At 70.0% G+C, this 17753-nt stretch carries 15 protein-coding genes and 1 tRNA gene; 1 reads left to right on the top strand and 15 read right to left on the bottom strand.

Annotated features, from left to right (window positions below):
* Window positions 1-93 precede the first annotated feature (93 nt).
* The 14 genes from QMK30_RS11590 to QMK30_RS11525 all read right to left on the bottom strand — a co-directional run bounded on the left by QMK30_RS11590 (window position 94) and on the right by QMK30_RS11525 (window position 16293).
* Entirely contained in the window at window positions 94-741 is a 648-nt protein-coding gene (locus tag QMK30_RS11590) for an arsenate reductase/protein-tyrosine-phosphatase family protein (protein ID WP_283517384.1), read from the bottom strand.
* Complete coding sequence (locus QMK30_RS11585) at window positions 738-1385, bottom strand: L-threonylcarbamoyladenylate synthase (protein WP_283517383.1); 648 nt, start codon at window positions 1383-1385, stop codon at window positions 738-740. The genes QMK30_RS11590 and QMK30_RS11585 overlap by 4 nt, the downstream gene beginning before the upstream one ends.
* A gap of 44 nt (window positions 1386-1429) precedes the next feature.
* Complete coding sequence (gene prmC, locus QMK30_RS11580; protein WP_283517382.1) at window positions 1430-2275, bottom strand: peptide chain release factor N(5)-glutamine methyltransferase; 846 nt, start codon at window positions 2273-2275, stop codon at window positions 1430-1432.
* Between the two features lie 38 nt (window positions 2276-2313).
* Complete coding sequence (prfA, locus tag QMK30_RS11575; protein ID WP_283517380.1) at window positions 2314-3393, bottom strand: peptide chain release factor 1; 1080 nt, start codon at window positions 3391-3393, stop codon at window positions 2314-2316.
* Window positions 3394-3528: 135 nt separating this feature from the next.
* On the bottom strand, window positions 3529-3750 hold the full coding sequence (gene rpmE, locus QMK30_RS11570; RefSeq protein ID WP_283517379.1) for a 50S ribosomal protein L31: 222 nt from the start codon (window positions 3748-3750) through the stop codon (window positions 3529-3531).
* Window positions 3751-3910: 160 nt separating this feature from the next.
* Window positions 3911-5014 carry an LCP family protein gene (locus QMK30_RS11565; RefSeq protein ID WP_283517378.1) on the bottom strand — a complete coding sequence of 368 codons (1104 nt, stop codon included), beginning with the start codon at window positions 5012-5014 and terminating at the stop codon, window positions 3911-3913.
* Between the two features lie 194 nt (window positions 5015-5208).
* Complete coding sequence (locus QMK30_RS11560; RefSeq protein WP_283517377.1) at window positions 5209-6936, bottom strand: trypsin-like serine protease; 1728 nt, start codon at window positions 6934-6936, stop codon at window positions 5209-5211.
* 275 nt (window positions 6937-7211) lie between these two features.
* Window positions 7212-9320 carry a transcription termination factor Rho gene (gene rho, locus QMK30_RS11555; RefSeq protein WP_283517376.1) on the bottom strand — a complete coding sequence of 703 codons (2109 nt, stop codon included), beginning with the start codon at window positions 9318-9320 and terminating at the stop codon, window positions 7212-7214.
* A 397-nt stretch (window positions 9321-9717) separates the two neighbouring features.
* Complete coding sequence (thrB, locus tag QMK30_RS11550) at window positions 9718-10635, bottom strand: homoserine kinase (RefSeq protein WP_283517375.1); 918 nt, start codon at window positions 10633-10635, stop codon at window positions 9718-9720.
* 251 nt (window positions 10636-10886) lie between these two features.
* Entirely contained in the window at window positions 10887-11957 is a 1071-nt protein-coding gene (thrC, locus tag QMK30_RS11545; RefSeq protein ID WP_283517374.1) for a threonine synthase, read from the bottom strand.
* A gap of 3 nt (window positions 11958-11960) precedes the next feature.
* Window positions 11961-13262, bottom strand: a complete 1302-nt coding sequence (locus tag QMK30_RS11540) for a homoserine dehydrogenase (RefSeq protein WP_283517373.1) — start codon at window positions 13260-13262, stop codon at window positions 11961-11963.
* A 109-nt stretch (window positions 13263-13371) separates the two neighbouring features.
* Entirely contained in the window at window positions 13372-14763 is a 1392-nt protein-coding gene (gene lysA, locus QMK30_RS11535; protein ID WP_283517371.1) for a diaminopimelate decarboxylase, read from the bottom strand.
* A 13-nt stretch (window positions 14764-14776) separates the two neighbouring features.
* Window positions 14777-15727: an ArgS-related anticodon-binding protein NrtL gene (gene nrtL / locus QMK30_RS11530; RefSeq protein ID WP_283517369.1), complete on the bottom strand. Its 951-nt coding sequence runs from the start codon at window positions 15725-15727 to the stop codon at window positions 14777-14779.
* A 77-nt stretch (window positions 15728-15804) separates the two neighbouring features.
* The gene (locus tag QMK30_RS11525) at window positions 15805-16293 is read right to left on the bottom strand and encodes a response regulator (RefSeq protein WP_283517367.1); all 489 of its coding nucleotides are present in this window, start codon (window positions 16291-16293) and stop codon (window positions 15805-15807) included.
* Window positions 16294-16518: 225 nt separating this feature from the next.
* Here QMK30_RS11525 and QMK30_RS11520 point away from each other — a divergent pair.
* Window positions 16519-16590: transfer RNA gene (locus QMK30_RS11520), tRNA-Arg, on the top strand.
* 79 nt (window positions 16591-16669) lie between these two features.
* Here QMK30_RS11520 and ku read toward each other — a convergent pair.
* Window positions 16670-17716 (bottom strand): non-homologous end joining protein Ku, encoded by a 1047-nt coding sequence (gene ku, locus QMK30_RS11515; protein WP_283517365.1) that lies wholly within the window; start codon window positions 17714-17716, stop codon window positions 16670-16672.
* Between the last annotated feature and the right edge of the window lie 37 nt (window positions 17717-17753).

The following is a 17753-nucleotide window of genomic DNA, read 5'->3' as shown; positions in this document are numbered from 1 at the left end:
GCTGGGCGTCGAAAAAGGGCTTCGAAACCAATGTAGGCCCACAGCGCTCGCGCCGCCCGGTACGCGCGGTGACGGCGTGGGGTGCGGCCCGTATCAGGTGTGGGCGGGAATCCCCGTGATGGCGGTGACCACCGGGTCGAGTGCGGTGTTGATCTCGTCGCCGATGGAGCGGAAGAACGTGATGGGGGCGCCGTACGGGTCGTACACCTCGTCGGCCTCCACGTTGGGCGCGAGCAGCCAGCCGCGCAGCGCGGCGGCCGCGCGCACGAGGGCGCGCGCACGCGCGACCACACCGTCCTCGATCGGGTCGGGCAGCGTCGCGGGGTCTATGGCCCGTACCAGCCGGGTGAACTCCTTGAGCGTGAAGGTGCGCAGGCCCGCGGAGTGCCCCATGGAGATGACCTGGGCGCGGTGGTCGCGGGTGGCGGTGAGGACGAGGTCGGCGCGGATCACGTGCTCGTCGAGCAGTTCGCGGCCGATGAAGCCGGTCGCGTCCGCGCCGAAGTCGGCGAGGACGGCCGCCGCGTTGGCTTCCATGGGCGCGCCCTCGTGGCCCCAGGTGCCCGCGCTCTCCACCAGCAGCCCGTCGCCCAGGCGCGCGCCCAAGCGGTCGCTGAGGGCATGGCGGGTCAGCCGCTCGGTGATCGGTGAGCGGCAGACGTTGCCGGTACTGACGTGGAGGATACGGAAGGCGTCGCTCGCGGTGCCTTCGGCTATGCCACGCCCGTCAAGGGCGGTCAATTGGCCACCTCGAGGTCGGGTACGACCTTGCGCAGCTCCTCGGCGTCGAGCGCGCCGGCCCGCAGCAGGACCGGGACCTTGCCCGAGACGTCGACGATCGACGACGGGACGATGCCGGGGGTGCGGCCGCCGTCGAGGTACACGGAGACGGCGTCGCCGAGCATTTCCTGCGCGGCGTCGCAGTCCTCGGGGACGGGGTGGCCCGTGAGGTTGGCGCTGGAGACGGCCATCGGGCCGACCTCGGTGAGCAGCTCGATGGCGACGGGGTGCAGCGGCATGCGAACGGCGACGGTGCCGCGCGTCTCGCCCAGGTCCCACTGGAGGGACGGCTGGTGGCGGGCGACCAGGGTCAGGGCGCCGGGCCAGAAGGCGTCGACGAGCTCCCAGGCCTGCTCGGAGAAGTCCGTGACGAGTCCGTGCAGGGTGTTCGGGGAGCCGATGAGGACGGGCGTGGGCATGTTCCGGCCACGGCCCTTGGCCTCCAGGAGGTCGCCGACGGCCTCGGAGCTGAAGGCGTCCGCCCCGATGCCGTAGACCGTGTCGGTCGGCAGCACGACCAGCTCGCCACGACGGACCGCGGCCGCGGCTTCGCGCAGACCGGTCTTGCGGTCGGTCGCGTCGTTGCAGTCGTATCGCCGTGCCATTTAACGGGCCTCCTCGTACGGGATCTGGTCTGGGTCGCCGTCGGTCACGGCATGGCCCTGCGCGCCGTCGCGAAGCGGGGCCGGTTGTTCAGGTCGGGGTGGTCGGCCGCGTCGGCCCAGCCCCGCTCCTCGGTGAAGATCCACGGGACCTGGCCGCCCTGGGTGTCGGCGTGCTCGATGACGACGACGCCGCCGGGCCGCAGTAGGCGGTGTGCGGTGCGCTCGATGGAGCGGATCAGGTCGAGGCCGTCCTCGCCGGAGAAAAGGGCCATCTCCGGGTCGTGGTCGCGGGCCTCGGGGGCGACGTACTCCCACTCGGTGAGCGGGATGTACGGCGGGTTGGAGACCACCAGGTCGACCTGGCCGTCGAGCTCGGGCAGGGCCGTCCTGGCGTCGCCCTGGTGGACGGTGACCCTGGACCCCTCGGCGTTCTTACGGGTCCACTTCAGGGCGTCGTCGGACAGCTCGACGCCGTGCACGCGCGAGCGCGGCACCTCCTGGGCCATGGCGAGCGCGATGGCGCCGGAGCCGGTGCACAGGTCGACGATCAGCGGCTCGACGACGTCCATCGCCCGGACGGCGTCTATGGCCCACCCGACGACCGACTCGGTCTCCGGGCGCGGCACGAAGACGCCGGGGCCCACCTGGAGCTCCAGGTAGCGGAAGAAGGCGCGTCCGGTGATGTGCTGCAACGGCTCGCGGGCCTCGCGGCGCGCGACCGTCTCCCAGTAGCGGGCGTCGAAATCGGTGTCGGGAACGTTGTGCAGCTCCCCCCGCTTGACGCCGTGCACGTACGCCGCGAGTTCCTCCGCGTCGAAGCGCGGTGAGGGCACGCCGGCGTCGGCCAGCCGCTGGGTGGCCTGGGCCACCTCGGCGAGCAGCAGATTCATCGCGGTCCTCCGGCTTGCAGGGGGTTTGGCCTTGGGGCTTACTGGGCTGCCGCGAGCTTGGCGGCGGAGTCGGCGTCGACACAGGCCTGGATCATGGCGTCCAGGTCCCCGTCGAGGACCTGGTCCAAGTTGTACGCCTTGAAGCCGACGCGGTGGTCCGAGATCCGGTTTTCCGGGAAGTTGTACGTCCGGATCTTCTCGGAGCGGTCGACCGTACGGACCTGACTGCGACGTACGTCCGAGGCCTCCTGCTCGGCGGCCTCCTGGGCCGCGGCGAGCAGCCGCGAGCGCAGGATGCGCATGGCCTGCTCCTTGTTCTGGAGCTGGCTCTTCTCGTTCTGGCACGATGCCACGACGCCGGTCGGCAGGTGCGTGATGCGCACCGCGGAGTCGGTGGTGTTGACGGACTGGCCGCCGGGGCCCGACGAGCGGTACACGTCGATGCGCAGGTCGTTGGCGACGACCTCGACCTCGACCTCCTCGGCCTCGGGCGTGACGAGCACACCGGCCGCCGAGGTGTGGATGCGGCCCTGCGACTCGGTGGAGGGCACGCGCTGCACGCGGTGCACGCCGCCCTCGTACTTCAGCCGCGCCCAGACGCCCTGGCCGGGCTCGGTCGCGCCGTTGCCGCCCTTGGTCTTCACCGCGACCTGGACGTCCTTGTAGCCGCCCAGCTCGGACTCGGTGGCGTCGATGATCTCGGTCTTCCAGCCGACCCGCTCCGCGTACCGCAGGTACATGCGCAGCAGGTCGCCGGCGAACAGGGCCGACTCGTCGCCGCCCGCGCCCGCCTTGACCTCAAGGATGACGTCCTTGTCGTCGCTGGGGTCGCGCGGCACCAGGAGCAGCCGGAGCTTCTCGGTGAGCTCGACGCGCTGCTTCTCCAGCTCCTTCGCCTCGGCGGCGAAGTCGGGGTCGCTGGCCGCGAACTCCCGGGCCGTCTCGATGTCCTCACCGGTCTGCTTCCAGGCCTGGTACGTGCGGATGATCGGGGTCAGCTCGGCGTAGCGCTTGCCCAGCTTGCGCGCGTTCGCCTGGTCGGCATGGACCGAGGGATCGGCCAGCTTCTTCTCAAGATCGGCGTGCTCGCCGATCAGATCCTCGACCGCCTCGAACATCTTCGGGCTCCTGGGTTGCGTGTAAACGGGAAGAGCAGCCTGTGCGTCTGGGTGCCGCGACGTATGTGTGTCACGACAAAACGCCGGTCCTCCGCCGCCCCGTACGGAGCGGCTGAGGACCGGCGCAGTGGCTCGCTACTTCGCGGCGGCGGTTGCCTTGCCGAAGCGGGCCTCGAAGCGGGCCACGCGGCCACCGGTGTCGAGGATCTTCTGCTTGCCCGTGTAGAACGGGTGGCACTCGGAGCAGACCTCGGCGCGGACGGTGCCGCTGGAGATCGTGCTGCGGGTGGTGAACGACGCGCCACAGGTACAGCTGACCTGGGTCTCGACGTACTCGGGGTGGATGTCGCGCTTCAAGGTGACTCCTAGTTTCGGGAGGGCTCCGGGTCGCACCCGCGGATTGCGCGCACGTGAACCGGGACCGACGTACCAGTCTGCCAGCACTGGCCGTATCTCCCAAAACGGGAGAAGGCCCGGATGTATTCCTGACCCGCCGCGGCACCCCGCGGAGTGCCGGCTACGAGCTCTTGACGACCTCGCCGGCGTCGCCCTTGTCACCCGCGGAGTCCTTGGTCGCGGAGGCCGGGATCGGCTTGTCCCGCCGCAGTGCGTCCCAGACCTCCCGGGAGTCGCGCTGGAGCGGTAGGACGCGGTTGAGGTCGGCCGGGTCGTACTGGACGGGCAGCGTGACCATCTTCATGTCGCCCGCGCCGATGCCCTTGAGGCCGTTCGCGAAGGTCACCAGCTCATTGACCGAGGACAGGTCGGAGTCGGTGGTGACGGTCTTGGTGGCGGTGTTCGCGAGATCGTAGAGCTTCTTGGGGTTGCTGAAGACCCCGACGTCCTTGACCTGGTTGATCAGCGCCTTGATGAAGGCCTGCTGGAGCTGGATACGACCCAGGTCACTGCCGTCGCCGACGCTCTTGCGGGTCCGTACGAGACCGAGGGACTGCTCGCCGCTGAGGGTATGGGTGCCGGGCTTCAGGTCCAGGTGGCTCTTGTTGTCGTTGATGGCCTGCTTGGTGGTGATCTCCACCCCGCCCAGGTCGTCGATGAGCGTCTTGAAGCCGCTGAAGTCGACCTCGATGTAGTGGTCCATGCGGATGCCGGACATCTTCTCGACGGTCTTGACCGCGCAGGCCGGGCCGCCGACCTCGTAGGCCGTGTTGAACATCTGGCGCTGCCCGCCGGGATCCTTCTGGCCGCCGTCGGAGGCGCACTCGGGGCGGCTGACCAGAGTGTCGCGCGGGATCGAGACGACGCTGGCCTTCTTGTGGCCCTCGTAGACGTGGACGATCATCGCGGTGTCCGAGCGGGCGCCGCCCTCGTCCTTGCCGTACTTGGCGTTGTCGCCGGCGCGGGAGTCGGAGCCGAGGACCAGGATGTCCTGCGAGCCGTTGTCGACGTTCTCCGGCCGGTCGGTGCCGAGCTGGGAGTTGATGTCGACGCTCTTCAGGTTTCCGTCGAGCTTGAAGTAGACATAGCCGAGCCCCATGCCGCCCAGCACCACCACGCCCGCCGCGGCCCACGCGGTGATCGTGAGTGCCTTGGCGCGCTTTTCGGGTTCCCTCCGGCGCTTGCCGGTCCCCCGTATTCGCCCGCTCCTGGCCTGCTCCGTCATACGCTTCTCAGTCCCTCGTTCGGTACCCAGTACCCCCTGCCGTGATGATCAGGCACGGTATGTCTGCTCTTGTCAGACGACGGATCACCGTGAAGGGTTGCACAGCGCCCTGTGGCCCCTGCTGGGGGCAGGGGCCACAGGGCGTGGAGACACGGGCCGGGCGAGGGACCGGAAATCGGCTCTCACCTGGGTTTTCAGCCGAAGAGGTTGAACTGCTGCCAGCCGCTCCCGATGGTGATCCGTGTGGCAAAGATCTCCGAGGTGGCCTTGCCGGTGCCCGGGTAGAGGTAGAGCGTGCCGCCGGGCGTACGGGCCAGGAAGTCGGCCTTGCCGTCGCCGGTGATGTCGCCCGCCGCGTCGAAGGCGTTGTAGCCGTCCCACGTACGGACCAGGACGCGTCCCGAGAAGGCCGCGGTGCCCGCCTTGCCGGTGCCCTTGTAGAGGTACATCTTGCCGCCGCTGCCGCGGGCGATCAGGTCGGCCTTGCCGTCGCCGGTGAAGTCGCCGTGGCCGCGCAGCTGGCTGTACTGGCCCCAGCCGGTGCCGACCTTGGTGCGGGCCGCGAAGGTGCCGTTGCCCTTGCCCGGGTAGATCCACAGGGCGCCGGCCGAGTCGACGGACAGCAGGTCGGGCAGGGCGTCGCCGGTGACGTCCCCGGGGACGACGAGGTGCTTGCGCGAGCCCCAGTCGGAGGCGATCTTGGTGCTGCCCTCTCCGTGCGACCAGAGGACGTCACCGCCGGTGGTCCGCGCGAGCAGGTCCTGCCGGCCGTCCCGGTTCAGGTCGGTCTGCAGGACCACATTGGCGCCGCTGTAGTCGCCCTCGGACACCCGCCCGGCGAACGAGGTGCCGTTGGAGGCGTACGTGAACAGCTCGCCCGAGCTGCGCCGGGCGAGGATGTCGGCCCGGTGGTCACCGGTGATGTTGGTGTCGTCGACCCGCGGGACGACGGCTCCGACGTACGAGCTGACCTTCGCGTAGACGCTGTACGCGCCCTTCTCGACGCAGTCGGTGACGCCCCACGAGACAACGCCGACGATCCTGCCGCCCACGACCAGCGGGCCGCCCGAGTCGCCGTTGCAGGCCGTGACCGTACCGGTGTCCTGCCCGCTCGCCGGCTGGCCCGCGCAGACCATCTGGCCCTTGACGAATTCGCCGCCCAGGCTCCAGTCGGCGCACGTGGCGTCGGAGTTGATCGGGACGGTCGCCTTGCGCAGCGTCGCCGAGATGTCGTCGTTGGTGGAGGTGGTGCGGCCCCAGCCGTACACGGTCGCGCTGGTGCCGGGCTTGTACGACGCTGTGTCGTCCGACTTCGTGATGGCGATCGGCTGGGCCCTGATCGGCTCCGGCAGGGTCAGCACCGCGATGTCGTTGGCGAGCGTGGCCGAGCTGTACGACGGGTGGTTCCACTGGCGCCAGACACCGGTCATGGCCCCGCCGTGGCCCGCGTTGGTCGCCAGCTTCTCGGTGCCGGTGACGATGACGCCCTTGGACTTCCAGTCCTTGCCCTTGACGCAGTGCGCGGCGGTCAGGATCTTCGTCGGCGCGATGACGGCGCCGCCGCAGAAGAAGGAGTTGTCGCCGTCCTCGTAAAAGAGCTGCGCCATCCACGGAGCCGAGGCGATGGAGGTCGTCGTACCGCTGATGATCTTCGGGTCGATCGTCGCACCGGACGAGAACCTGGCCGCCCGGGACGGCCGCTCGGCCTTCTTGACGGCCGACTGCAGGCGCGCTTCCAGCTCCGCCTGGGTGGGGGCGCTGACGCCCGGCTCGATCCCGAAGGTCGGCACGGGCGCTTCGGTGGCGCCGGCCGGGGCCATCAGCATCGCGCCCGCTACACCGGCGGCTATGAGCGCGGCGGCTGCGGGAACGGCGACGCGTATGCGGCGCCTGTGCTTCCCGCCCTGCTTGGCAGACAACAACTCGGTCTCCTGTCAGAGGTCTGTGAATGCCCGGAGACAGAGAGAGGCGAACGCGTCGCGGACGACGGCCTGATGAGCCCCCCACCCGCGGCTGGTTGATCGTAGACCGACTCATGGGCCCCACCAGCCATTTGTGGGGGAAACGTGAACACAACTTGGCAACATCACGTCAGGGATGTGTCAGGGAACGACAAAGCCGCCCCGTCACTTCCGTGACGGGGCGGCCCAGTTGACCCGATTGAGCCGAAATCAGTCGGCGAAACCAGTCGGCGACATCAGTCGCTGTTGTTGCCCGAGGGAGTCGTCTTCGCGATCTGCATCAGGAACTCGGCGTTCGACTTGGTCTGCTTCATCTTGTCGAGCAGCAGCTCGATCGCCTGTTGCGAGTCGAGTGCGTGCAGCACCCGGCGCAGCTTCCAGACGATCGCGAGCTCCTCCGAGTTGAGCAGGATCTCTTCCTTGCGGGTGCTGGACGCGTCGACGTCCACCGCCGGGAAGATGCGCTTGTCCGAGAGCTTCCGGTCGAGCCTGAGCTCCATGTTGCCGGTGCCCTTGAACTCCTCGAAGATCACCTCGTCCATGCGCGAGCCGGTCTCGACGAGCGCGGTCGCCAGGATGGTCAGCGAGCCGCCGTCCTCGATGTTGCGCGCGGCACCGAAGAAGCGCTTCGGCGGGTAGAGCGCGGTGGAGTCGACACCACCGGACAGGATGCGGCCGGAGGCCGGGGCCGCGAGGTTGTACGCGCGGCCCAGACGGGTGATCGAGTCCAGCAGGACAACGACGTCGTGACCCAGCTCCACCAGCCGCTTTGCACGCTCGATGGCGAGCTCGGCGACGGTGGTGTGGTCCTCGGCGGGACGGTCGAAGGTCGAGGAGATGACCTCGCCCTTCACCGACCGCTGCATGTCGGTGACCTCTTCCGGACGCTCGTCGACGAGGACGACCATCAGGTGGCACTCGGGGCTGTTGACGGTGATCGCGTTGGCGATCGCCTGCATGATCATGGTCTTGCCGGTCTTCGGCGGGGCCACGATCAGACCGCGCTGGCCCTTGCCGATGGGCGCGACGAGGTCGATGATGCGGGTCGTCAGCACACCCGGGTCGGTCTCCAGGCGGAGCCGGTCCTGCGGGTAGAGCGGCGTCAGCTTCTGGAACTCGGGACGGCCGCGGCCGGAGTCGGCGGCCATGCCGTTCGAGGAGTCCAGCCGGACCAGCGCGTTGAACTTCTCGCGGCGCTCGCCGTCCTTGGGCTGGCGGACCGCGCCGGTGACGTGGTCACCCTTGCGCAGGCCGTTCTTGCGGACCTGGGCAAGCGATACGTACACGTCGTTCGGGCCCGGCAGGTAGCCGGAGGTCCGGATGAACGCGTAGTTGTCGAGGATATCCAGGATGCCCGCGACGGGGATCAGCACATCGTCGTCGGTGACCGGCGGCGCGTCGCTGCCGAACTCCTCGCGGCCACGACGGCCACGGCGGTCGCGGTAACGGCCACGGCGGCCGCGACGGCCGTCACCGAACTCGTCGTCGTCCTGCGGCCCGTTGTTCTGGCCGCCCTGGCCCTGGCTGCTCTGCGCACCCTGGCCGCCACCCTGGGCGCCCTGGCCACCCTGACGCTGCTGGCGCTGGCCGCCCTGGTCGTCGCCCTTGCCGCGGTCACGGCGGTCGCCGCGGTCCTGGCGGTCGCCGCGGTCCTGGCGGTCGCCGCGGTCCTGGCGGTTGCCGCGCTGACGGTCGCCGCGCTGACCGCGCTCCTGGCGGTCACCCCGGCGGCCGTCCGCGCTTTCCTGGGCCGACGCGGAAACCGCGGTCTCGGCCTTGCCGTCCTGCTGGGCCTCGGTCTTCGCCTCGGCCTGGGGCTCGGTCTTCGTCTCGGTCTTCGTCTCGGTCTTGGTGTCGGTCACAACAGTGCTCTCGGGGCTGCCCGCCTGCGCGGTGGCGCGGCGCCTGCGGCGCTCACCGACCGGCTGGTCGTCGTTGGCCGGCTGGCCCGGAATGTCGATCTGCTGCTGGGCGACGGCTCTTTCGGCCGCGGGCGCCGCGGCCGTGGCCTCGGCATCGTCTCCGGTTCGTGCCTTGGACGTGGCGCGGCGCTTGGGCTTGGTCTCGGCGGCGGGGCCTGCCGTGTCGGCGCCCTTCTCCGCGGACGGGCTGCCGGCCTGCGTTTCCTTGATGACCTCGATCAGCTGGCTCTTGCGCATGCGCGCAGTGCCCTTGATGCCGAGGCCGGACGCGACCTGCTGCAGCTCGGCCAGGACCATGCCGTCGAGGCCGGTGCCGGAGCGGCGGCGGCGTGCGGCACTACCAGTGGCAGCACCTGCGGCGGGCGCGGCGTTGTCGACATTCTTGTCGGCAGTCACGCCCATCAGATCGGTGGTGTCGCTCACGAAGGGTCCTTCCCTGGAGCGGACGTCGGCCTGTCTGGCTCGGCGACCGGTTGTGCTGTCCGGCTGCGGCCTTGGAGACCGTGCCGGGGCGATGGTCCGCCGGGAAACGGCGGAGAGGAACGTGCGTGGGGTCCGGCTCGATGTCCCCGACTGCCCCTCCTGGGATGAGCCTGGGGTGTCGCGCCAGTTCCGGAGCGTGCTCAAAACTGCTCAGGCAGGCTGCTCAGGCAGTTGGGGAGGCTCCCGGAAGGGTGGTGGTCCCGAATGGGGACGCAAAGCACCGCGCCACAAAGACGTCGGGTGCAGACTTGACATTAACACTACCGGATCCAACAAACATTCCCCCTCTCCCTCACCGGCAATCACGCTCTTCAGCTGGGTACAGCCCGGTGCAGCCCTACGTTCCGAGCGGCATAACGACCGCACCCCTGGCGTCGAGGGTCAGCCGATTGGCCGCCCACCCCTCGCCGGCCAGCCGTGCGACCTTGTCGGCCGCACTGTCCTCGACCAGCGCGAGCACCGTGGGGCCCGCACCGGAGATGACCGCGGGGACGCCGTCCGCGCGCAGTCGGTTGACCAGGGCCAGGCTCTCCGGCATCGCCGGGGCTCGGTAGTCCTGGTGAAGACGGTCCTCGGTCGCCGCGAGCAGCAGCTCGGGACGCCTGGTCAGAGCCTCTACGAGCAGCGCCGCGCGGCCCGCGTTGGCCGCTGCGTCCACATGGGGGACTGTCCGCGGCAGCAGGCCACGCGCGGTCTCGGTCAGTACGGCCGTTGCGGGCACGAAGACCACCGGAACGACGGACTCCGCAGGCTCCATCCGGATCGCGCGGGCCGCTCCCCCGTCGGTCCACGCGAGGGTGAACCCGCCGAGCAGGCAGGCCGCGACATTGTCGGGGTGCCCCTCGATCTCGGTTGCCAGTTCGAGCAGGGCCGCGTCGTCGAGCTTCGCGTCGCCGCCTATGGTCACCGCGCGCGCCGCGACGATGCCGGCGCAGATGGCGGCGGACGAGGAGCCGAGGCCCCGGCCGTGCGGGATGCGGTTGGCACAGACGACCTCGAGGCCGCGCGGCTGCCCGCCGAGCAGGTCGAACGCGGTGCGCAGCGACCGTACGAGCAGATGACTCTCGTCGCGGGGCAGCGCCTCCGCGCCCTCGCCCGCGATGTCGACGTGCAGCCCGGAGTCGGCGACCCGGACGACCACGTCGTCGTACAGCCCCAGCGACAGGCCGAGGGCGTCGAAGCCCGGGCCGAGATTGGCGCTGGTGGCGGGGGTGCGCACCCTTACGGCGGCGGCGCGGAACGCGGGACCGGCCATCGCTCGACGACTCTCCTTGTGGGGCTGCGGTCTTTTCGAGGACTTCTCAAGACGCGGGATTTTCAAGACGTACGAACACCCGAGGGCCACGACGGCGACAACACCGCGGCGTATGCGGCGGGGCGGGTTCGGTACAGCCTATCGAAGGAAGGTTCCGTGACGACATAGGGCGCACAGGAGGCGCACGATGCGTGTCGCGGGCCTCCCATGCGCTCTGTGCCGTTCTATCCGGTCTGTCCGCCCCGGTGGGGTCAGGCCAGGCCGAGGAACTCGGCGGCGGCGACCGCGTCGACCGGGATGGTGACGGGCTGCGGGGCTCCCGCGACCGCCCAGTCCGGGTCCTTGAGGCCGTTTCCGGTGACCGTGCAGACGATTTTCTGGCCCGGGTCGACCTTGCCCTCGTCGGCGGCCTTGAGCAGACCGGCGACGCTGGCGGCCGAGGCCGGCTCCACGAAGACGCCCTCCTGGGCGGCCAACAGGCGGTAGGCGGACAGGATCTGGCGGTCCGTCACCTCGTCGATGAAGCCGCCCGACTCGTCGCGCGCGGCAATCGCGAAGTCCCAGGAGGCCGGGTTTCCGATGCGGATCGCGGTGGCGATGGTGGACGGGTCCTTGACCACTTCGCCGCGCACGATGGGCGCCGAGCCCGAGGCCTGGAAGCCCCACATGCGGGGGGTGTGCGTGGCGATCCTGTCGCCCGCGTACTCGCGATAGCCCTTCCAGTACGCCGTGATGTTACCGGCGTTGCCCACGGGCAGCACATGGACGTCCGGGGCGTCCCCGAGCGCGTCGACGATCTCGAAGGCCGCGGTCTTCTGGCCCTCGATGCGCACCGGGTTGACGGAATTGACCAGCGCCACCGGGTAGTTGTCCGAGAGGCGGCGGGCCAGCGTGAGGCAGTCGTCGAAGTTGCCGTCGACCTGGAGGATCTTGGCGCCGTGGACGAGCGCCTGCCCCATCTTGCCCAGCGCGATCTTGCCCTGCGGCACGAGGACCGCGCAGACCATGCCGGCCCGCACGGCGTACGCCGCGGCCGAGGCCGAGGTGTTGCCGGTGGAGGCGCAGATGACGGCCTGCGCGCCCTCCTCCTTGGCGCGGGTGATCGCCATGGTCATGCCGCGGTCCTTGAACGACCCGGTCGGGTTCGCGCCCTCGACCTTGAGATACACCTCGCAGCCGGTGCGCTCGGAGAGGACCTGCGCCACTACGAGCGGCGTGCCACCCTCGCCGAGGGAGACGACCGGCGTCGTCTCCGTCACCGGAAGGCGGTGCCTGTACTCCTCGATGATGCCGCGCCACTGGTGGGTGCCCTTGGTGGTCATCCCCTACTCCCCTTCAACACGCATGATGCTGGCGACACCGCGCACGGTGTCGAGCTTGCGCAGCGCCTCGACGACCCCGGAAAGGGCCGCGTCGGGCGCGCGGTGGGTGACGACGACGAGGGATGCCTCGCCGCCTCCGTCCTGTCGGCCCTGCTGGCGCACCGTGTCGATGGATACGCCGTGCTCGGCGAAGACCGTCGCGACCTGGGCGAGTACGCCAGGCTTGTCGGCCACGTCGAGACTGATGTGGTACCGCGTGACGACCTCGCCCATGGGGCTGACAGGCAGCTGTGTGTACGCGGATTCGCCGGGGCCCGTGGTCCCGGCCAGTTTGTTGCGGCAGACGGCGACGAGGTCGCCGAGGACCGCGGAGGCGGTGGGCGGGCCGCCCGCGCCCGGACCGTAGAACATCAGCTGTCCGGCCGCCTCGGCCTCGATGAACACCGCGTTGTACGCCTCACGGACCGAGGCCAGCGGGTGCGTCAGCGGGATCATCGCGGGGTGCACGCGGGCCGTCACGGACTTGCCGTCCGCGGCGCGCTCGCAGATGGCGAGCAGCTTGACGGTGCAGCCCATGCGGCGGGCCGACGCGATGTCGGAGGCCGAGACCTCGGTGAGGCCCTCACGGTGGACGTCGCCGATGCGCACGCGGGTGTGGAAGGCGATGCCGGCCAGGATCGCGGCCTTGGCGGCGGCGTCGAAGCCCTCGACATCGGCGGTGGGGTCGGCCTCGGCGTATCCGAGGGCGGTGGCCTCGTCGAGCGCCTCGGAATATCCGGCTCCGGAGGAGTCCATCTTGTCGAGGATGAAGTTGGTCGTGCCGTTGACGATGCCGAGCACCCGGTTGACCTTGTCGCCGACGAGGGACTCGCGCAGCGGCCGTACGAGCGGAATGGCGCCCGCCACCGCCGCCTCGTAGTACAGGTCCCTGCCGTGCTTCTCGGCCGCTGCGTGCAGGGCCGCGCCGTCCTCGGCGAGCAGTGCCTTGTTCGCCGAGACGACCGAAGCGCCGTGCTCGAAGGCGGTGGTGATGAGGGTGCGGGCGGGTTCGATGCCGCCGATGACCTCGATGACGACGTCGATGTCACCCCGTTCGACCAGGGCCTTCGCATCGGTGGTGACCAGCGCAGGGTCGATCCCCTCGCGGATCCTGGAGGGGCGGCGGACCGCGACCCCGGCGAGCTCGACGGGAGCCCCGATTCGGGCGGCGAGGTCCTCGGCGTGCGTCGTCATGATGCGCGCCACCTCTGAGCCGACCACGCCACAGCCCAGCAGCGCCACCTTCAGTGGACGCGTACGCATCATCCGACCTACGCCTTTCATCAAGTACAGCCATAAAACTTGAGTACGAACCAGTCTCACTCACCGGACGGGAGTTTTTGTCTCCCGTCCAGATTGCGAGACATCCATTTCATCAGCCGACATCGAGACGCAGGAGATCTTCCTCCGTCTCGCGCCGGACGATGACCCGCGCCTCGCCGTCGCGGACCACGACGACGGGCGGGCGGAGCGAGTGGTTGTAGTTGCTGGCCATCGAGCGGCAGTACGCGCCGGTGGCGGGGACCGCGATCAGGTCGCCGGGCGCCAGGTCGGCGGGGAGGAAGGCGTCGCGTACGACGATGTCGCCGCTCTCGCAGTGCTTGCCGACGACGCGGGAGAGCATCGGCTCGGCGGTCGAGGTGCGCGACACGAGGGCGACGCTGTACTCGGCGTCGTACAGCGCGGTACGGATGTTGTCGGACATGCCGCCGTCGACACTGACGTACGTGCGGAGCCCTTCCAGCGGCTTGATCGTCCCCACCTCGTAGAGCGTGAAGGCGGTCGGCCCGACGATCGCGCGGCCGGGCTCGACGGAGATGCGGGGCGTGGTGAGCCCGTGCGTCTCGCACTCGCGCGTGACGATCTCCAGGAGCGACTTGGCGATCTCGTGCGGCTCGCTGGGGTCGTCCTCCGAGGTGTACGCGATACCGAGGCCGCCGCCGAGGTCGATCTCCGGCAGCTCCACGCCGTGCTCGTCGCGCACCTCGGCGAGGAGCTGGACGACCCGGCGCGCCGAGACCTCGAAGCCCGCCATGTCGAAGATCTGCGAGCCGATGTGGGAGTGGATGCCGATGAGTTCGAGGCCGTCGAGCCGCAGGGCCCTGCGGACCGCCTCGGCGGCCTGTCCCCCGGCGAGCGCGATCCCGAACTTCTGGTCCTCGTGGGCGGTCGCGATGAACTCGTGGGTGTGCGCCTCGACGCCGACCGTCACCCGGATCTGGACGCGCTGGCGCTTGCCGCGGCTCTGCGCGACGTGCGCGACGCGGACGATCTCCTGGTAGGAGTCGAGGACGACGCGCCCCACGCCGGCGTCGACCGCCCGCTCGATCTCCTCCGTCGACTTGTTGTTGCCGTGGAAGGCGATGCGGTCGGCGGGCATGCCCGCTTCGAGGGCCGTGGTCAGCTCGCCGCCGGAGCACACGTCGAGGTTGAGCCCCTCCTCCTTCAGCCAGCGCACGACGGCGCGCGAGAGGAAGGCCTTCCCGGCGTAGAAGACGTCGGCGTTGGGGCCGAAGGCGTCGGACCAGGCGCGGCAGCGGGCGCGGAAGTCGGACTCGTCGAGGAAGTAGGCGGGGGTGCCGAACTCCTCGGCGAGGCGGGTCACTTCGATGCCGCCGACAGCCACGACCCCGTTGTCGTGACGACGTACGGTCCGCGACCAGACCTTCTCGTCGAGAAGGTTCAGGTCGTCGGCGGGGGCGGTGTAGTGGCCCTCGGGGTAGACGTCGGCGTGACGCGGCCCGGCGGGGTGTGCGGAACGGCTCATTCTTCTGTCTCTTTCACAGATGTTCTGGTGCGCTGATGCCGAGCAGTGAAAGGCCGCCTGCCAGCACCGCACCGGTGGCTTCGGCGAGAGCCAGCCGGGAGCGGTGGGCGACCGAGGGTTTCTCGTCGCCGACGGGCAGGACGGGGCAGGCGTCGTGGAAGCGGAAGAACCGGTCCGCGACGGTGTCGAGATGCCGGGCGAGCCGTTCGGGCTCACGGCGGCGGGCGGCGGCCTCGAGGACCGCCGGGTGGTCGGCGAGAGCGCCGAGCAGCCCAGGGGCGTCCACGGCCTCCTCGTACGCCGCACGGAAGCCGAGGTCGGCCGCGTTGCGGGTCAGCGCGCGGGTCCTGGCGTGGGCGTAGCGCACCCGGAAGAGCGAATTGCTCTCGCGCTGGGCGAGCAGGTCGTCGTCGGTGGCGGCGGCGGTGGGCAGGAGCAGGCTCCAGACGGCGGCGTCGTGTCCGAGCCGCGCGACGAGCACGGCGGTGCCTTCCGTGGGCCCGTCCGCGGACCCGTCCTCGTCCGTCCGCAGCACGGTCGCGTCCTGGGCCAGCAGCAGCCGCGCGACGGCGTCGGCGCGCGGCCCGGGGCCGACGCGGACGGTCTGCCCGGCAAGGACGGCGCCGTGCCCGTACGTACTGCCCTCCTGGAGGACGGTGCGTACCAGCGTGTCGTACGGGTCCGGGGCGAGCGTGAAGTTCAGAAAGCCGGGGCCGGTGATCTCGACCCCGGCGATGGCGGCGTCGGCGTCGAGCATGGAGCGAAGGATCTCGGCGACCTCCCGGGCGGGCATGCCCGCGGGCCCGGCCAGCTTGAGGGCGACGTTGGTGGCGTAGTCCCCGCGCCCACCGGGACGCGGGCGCTCGACGACGGCCCGCTCGGGCACCGGCGCGCGCAATACGCCTTCCGCCACGGCGCGGCGCACGGCGCGCACCACGGTGCGGGAGAGATCTGCGGGGGTCACGGGGCAAGCGTATGGGAGGAGGGGGGTGCTTTCGCGAACCGGTTTCGCCATCCGGTCACCGAGGGGGCGGCCGGCGATCAGCGGACCGTGCGCCCTGCCCGCCCGGCCTCGTGCCTGCCGTCGGCAGACGGCATGCCCTCCCGATGCGCCAACTGCCGTACGAGCCGGACCAGGTCGGCCGGTTCGAACGGCTTGGAGAGGAAGGCCTCCACCCCTGCGGCGAGGCCGCTCTCGACCTCGTACTGCGTACACGCACTGATGATGGCGACGGGCAGATGACTGGTGCGCGGGTCGTCCCGGAGCCGGGCGGCCGTACGCAGACCGTCCAGGCGCGGCATCACGACATCGAGGGTGATCACATCGGGGCAGACCCGATGGACGATGTCCAGGCATTCGGCACCATCGGCCGCGGTCACCACCTCGAAGCCCTCCAGCTCGAGATTGACCCTGATCAGCTGCCGGATGACCTTGTTGTCGTCCACAACGAGCACCCGGCCGGACGCGCCTGCCACAACTCGAGAGTAGGTCGCCGCCCAGGGCTGCGTCCGGGTTTTGCCCACTTCCACCCCGTGTGGGGGAACACATGGGGGACGAGGGACGCGGGGCGAGTCATGGGGCGCGGCGCGGGCTCGGCGGAGGCGCGGCGCGGGCTCGGCGGAGGCTCGGCGCGGGCTCGGCCGGGGGTGGGGATCGGCGTGGATCCGGCGCGGGAAGAAGGTGGAAATACCTGTTCATGGACACCGGGTGGGAGCTGGTAGGGTTCTAGACGTTGCAGCGCGACACGCGACATTGCCCCCGTAGCTCAGGGGATAGAGCATCGGCCTCCGGAGCCGGGTGCGCAGGTTCGAATCCTGCCGGGGGCACTTCGCTTCACAGCAAGTGCCAAGTATGAAGGCCCGGACTCAGTTCGCTGAGTCCGGGCCTTTGTCATGTACCCCGGGGCTACGCGGAGGTCCGCTTCCTGGGTGCCGTCGTCTTCTTGGCCGCCGATGACTTCTGGGTGGCCTTCTGCGAGGACTTGGCCGCGGACGCCGTCTTCGACGTGGCCTTGGACGTCGACTTGGTGGCCTTCTTGGCCGTGGTCTTCTTCGCCGTCGACGTCGACTTCTTCGCGCCGGTCTGCTTGGGCGCCGCCGCGGCGGATTTGCGGGCCTTGCGGGCCGGGAGCGAGGTGACCTCGGCGTGTTCGCCGCTCTCGACGGCCTCGCCACCGCGGGCCTCCTTCGCGGCCCGGACGCTGTTCTCCAGGGCGGCCATCAGGTCGATGACCTTTCCGCCGCCGCCCGCGGGCGCGGACTGGGGGGCGAGCGCCTCGCCGGAGACCTTCGAGGCGATCATGGCCTCGACCGCCTCCCGGTAGTCGTCGTGCAGCGAGTCCATGTCGACCTCGCCGAGGGTGTCCATCAGGGCATCGGCCAGGTCGAGTTCGGCCTCGCGGACGGTCACCTTCGTGTCCGGCGCCACGGAGTCGGGAGCGCGGATCTCGTCGGGCCAGAGCAGGCCGTGCATGGCGATGACGTCGTCGACGACCCGCAGCATGCCGAGCCGCTCACGTCCACGCAGCGCGTATTTGGCGACGGCAACCTTCTCGCTGCGCTTGAGTGCCTCGCGCAGCAGCGTGTACGGCTTGGCGGCGGGCACGCCGTTCGCGGAGAGGTAGTACGCCGCGTCCATCTGGAGGGGGTCGATCGAGGCCTCGGGCACGAAGGCGACGATTTCGATCGTCTTCGCGGTGGGCAGCGGGAGCGCCGCCAGGTCGGCGTCGGTGATCGGGATGATCGACCCGTCGGCGTCCTCGTACCCCTTGCCGATCTCGTGGGTCGGGATCTCCTCGCCCTCCAGCTCGCAGACCTTGCGGTAGCGGACCCGGCCGCCGTCGGTGGTGTGGATCTGACGGAAGGAGATCGAGTGGTTCTCGGTGGCGTTCACCAGCTTGATGGGGATGCTGACCAGGCCGAAGGATATGGCACCGTTCCAGATGGATCTCACGATTCATACCCTTCAATCCGATTTCATGGGATTCTCA

This window comes from Streptomyces sp. H27-C3, assembly GCF_030063415.1.
GTDB lineage: Bacteria > Actinomycetota > Actinomycetes > Streptomycetales > Streptomycetaceae > Streptomyces.
Note: the sequence above shows the minus strand (reverse complement) of the source record. Positions and strands in the feature narration are given on the sequence as shown.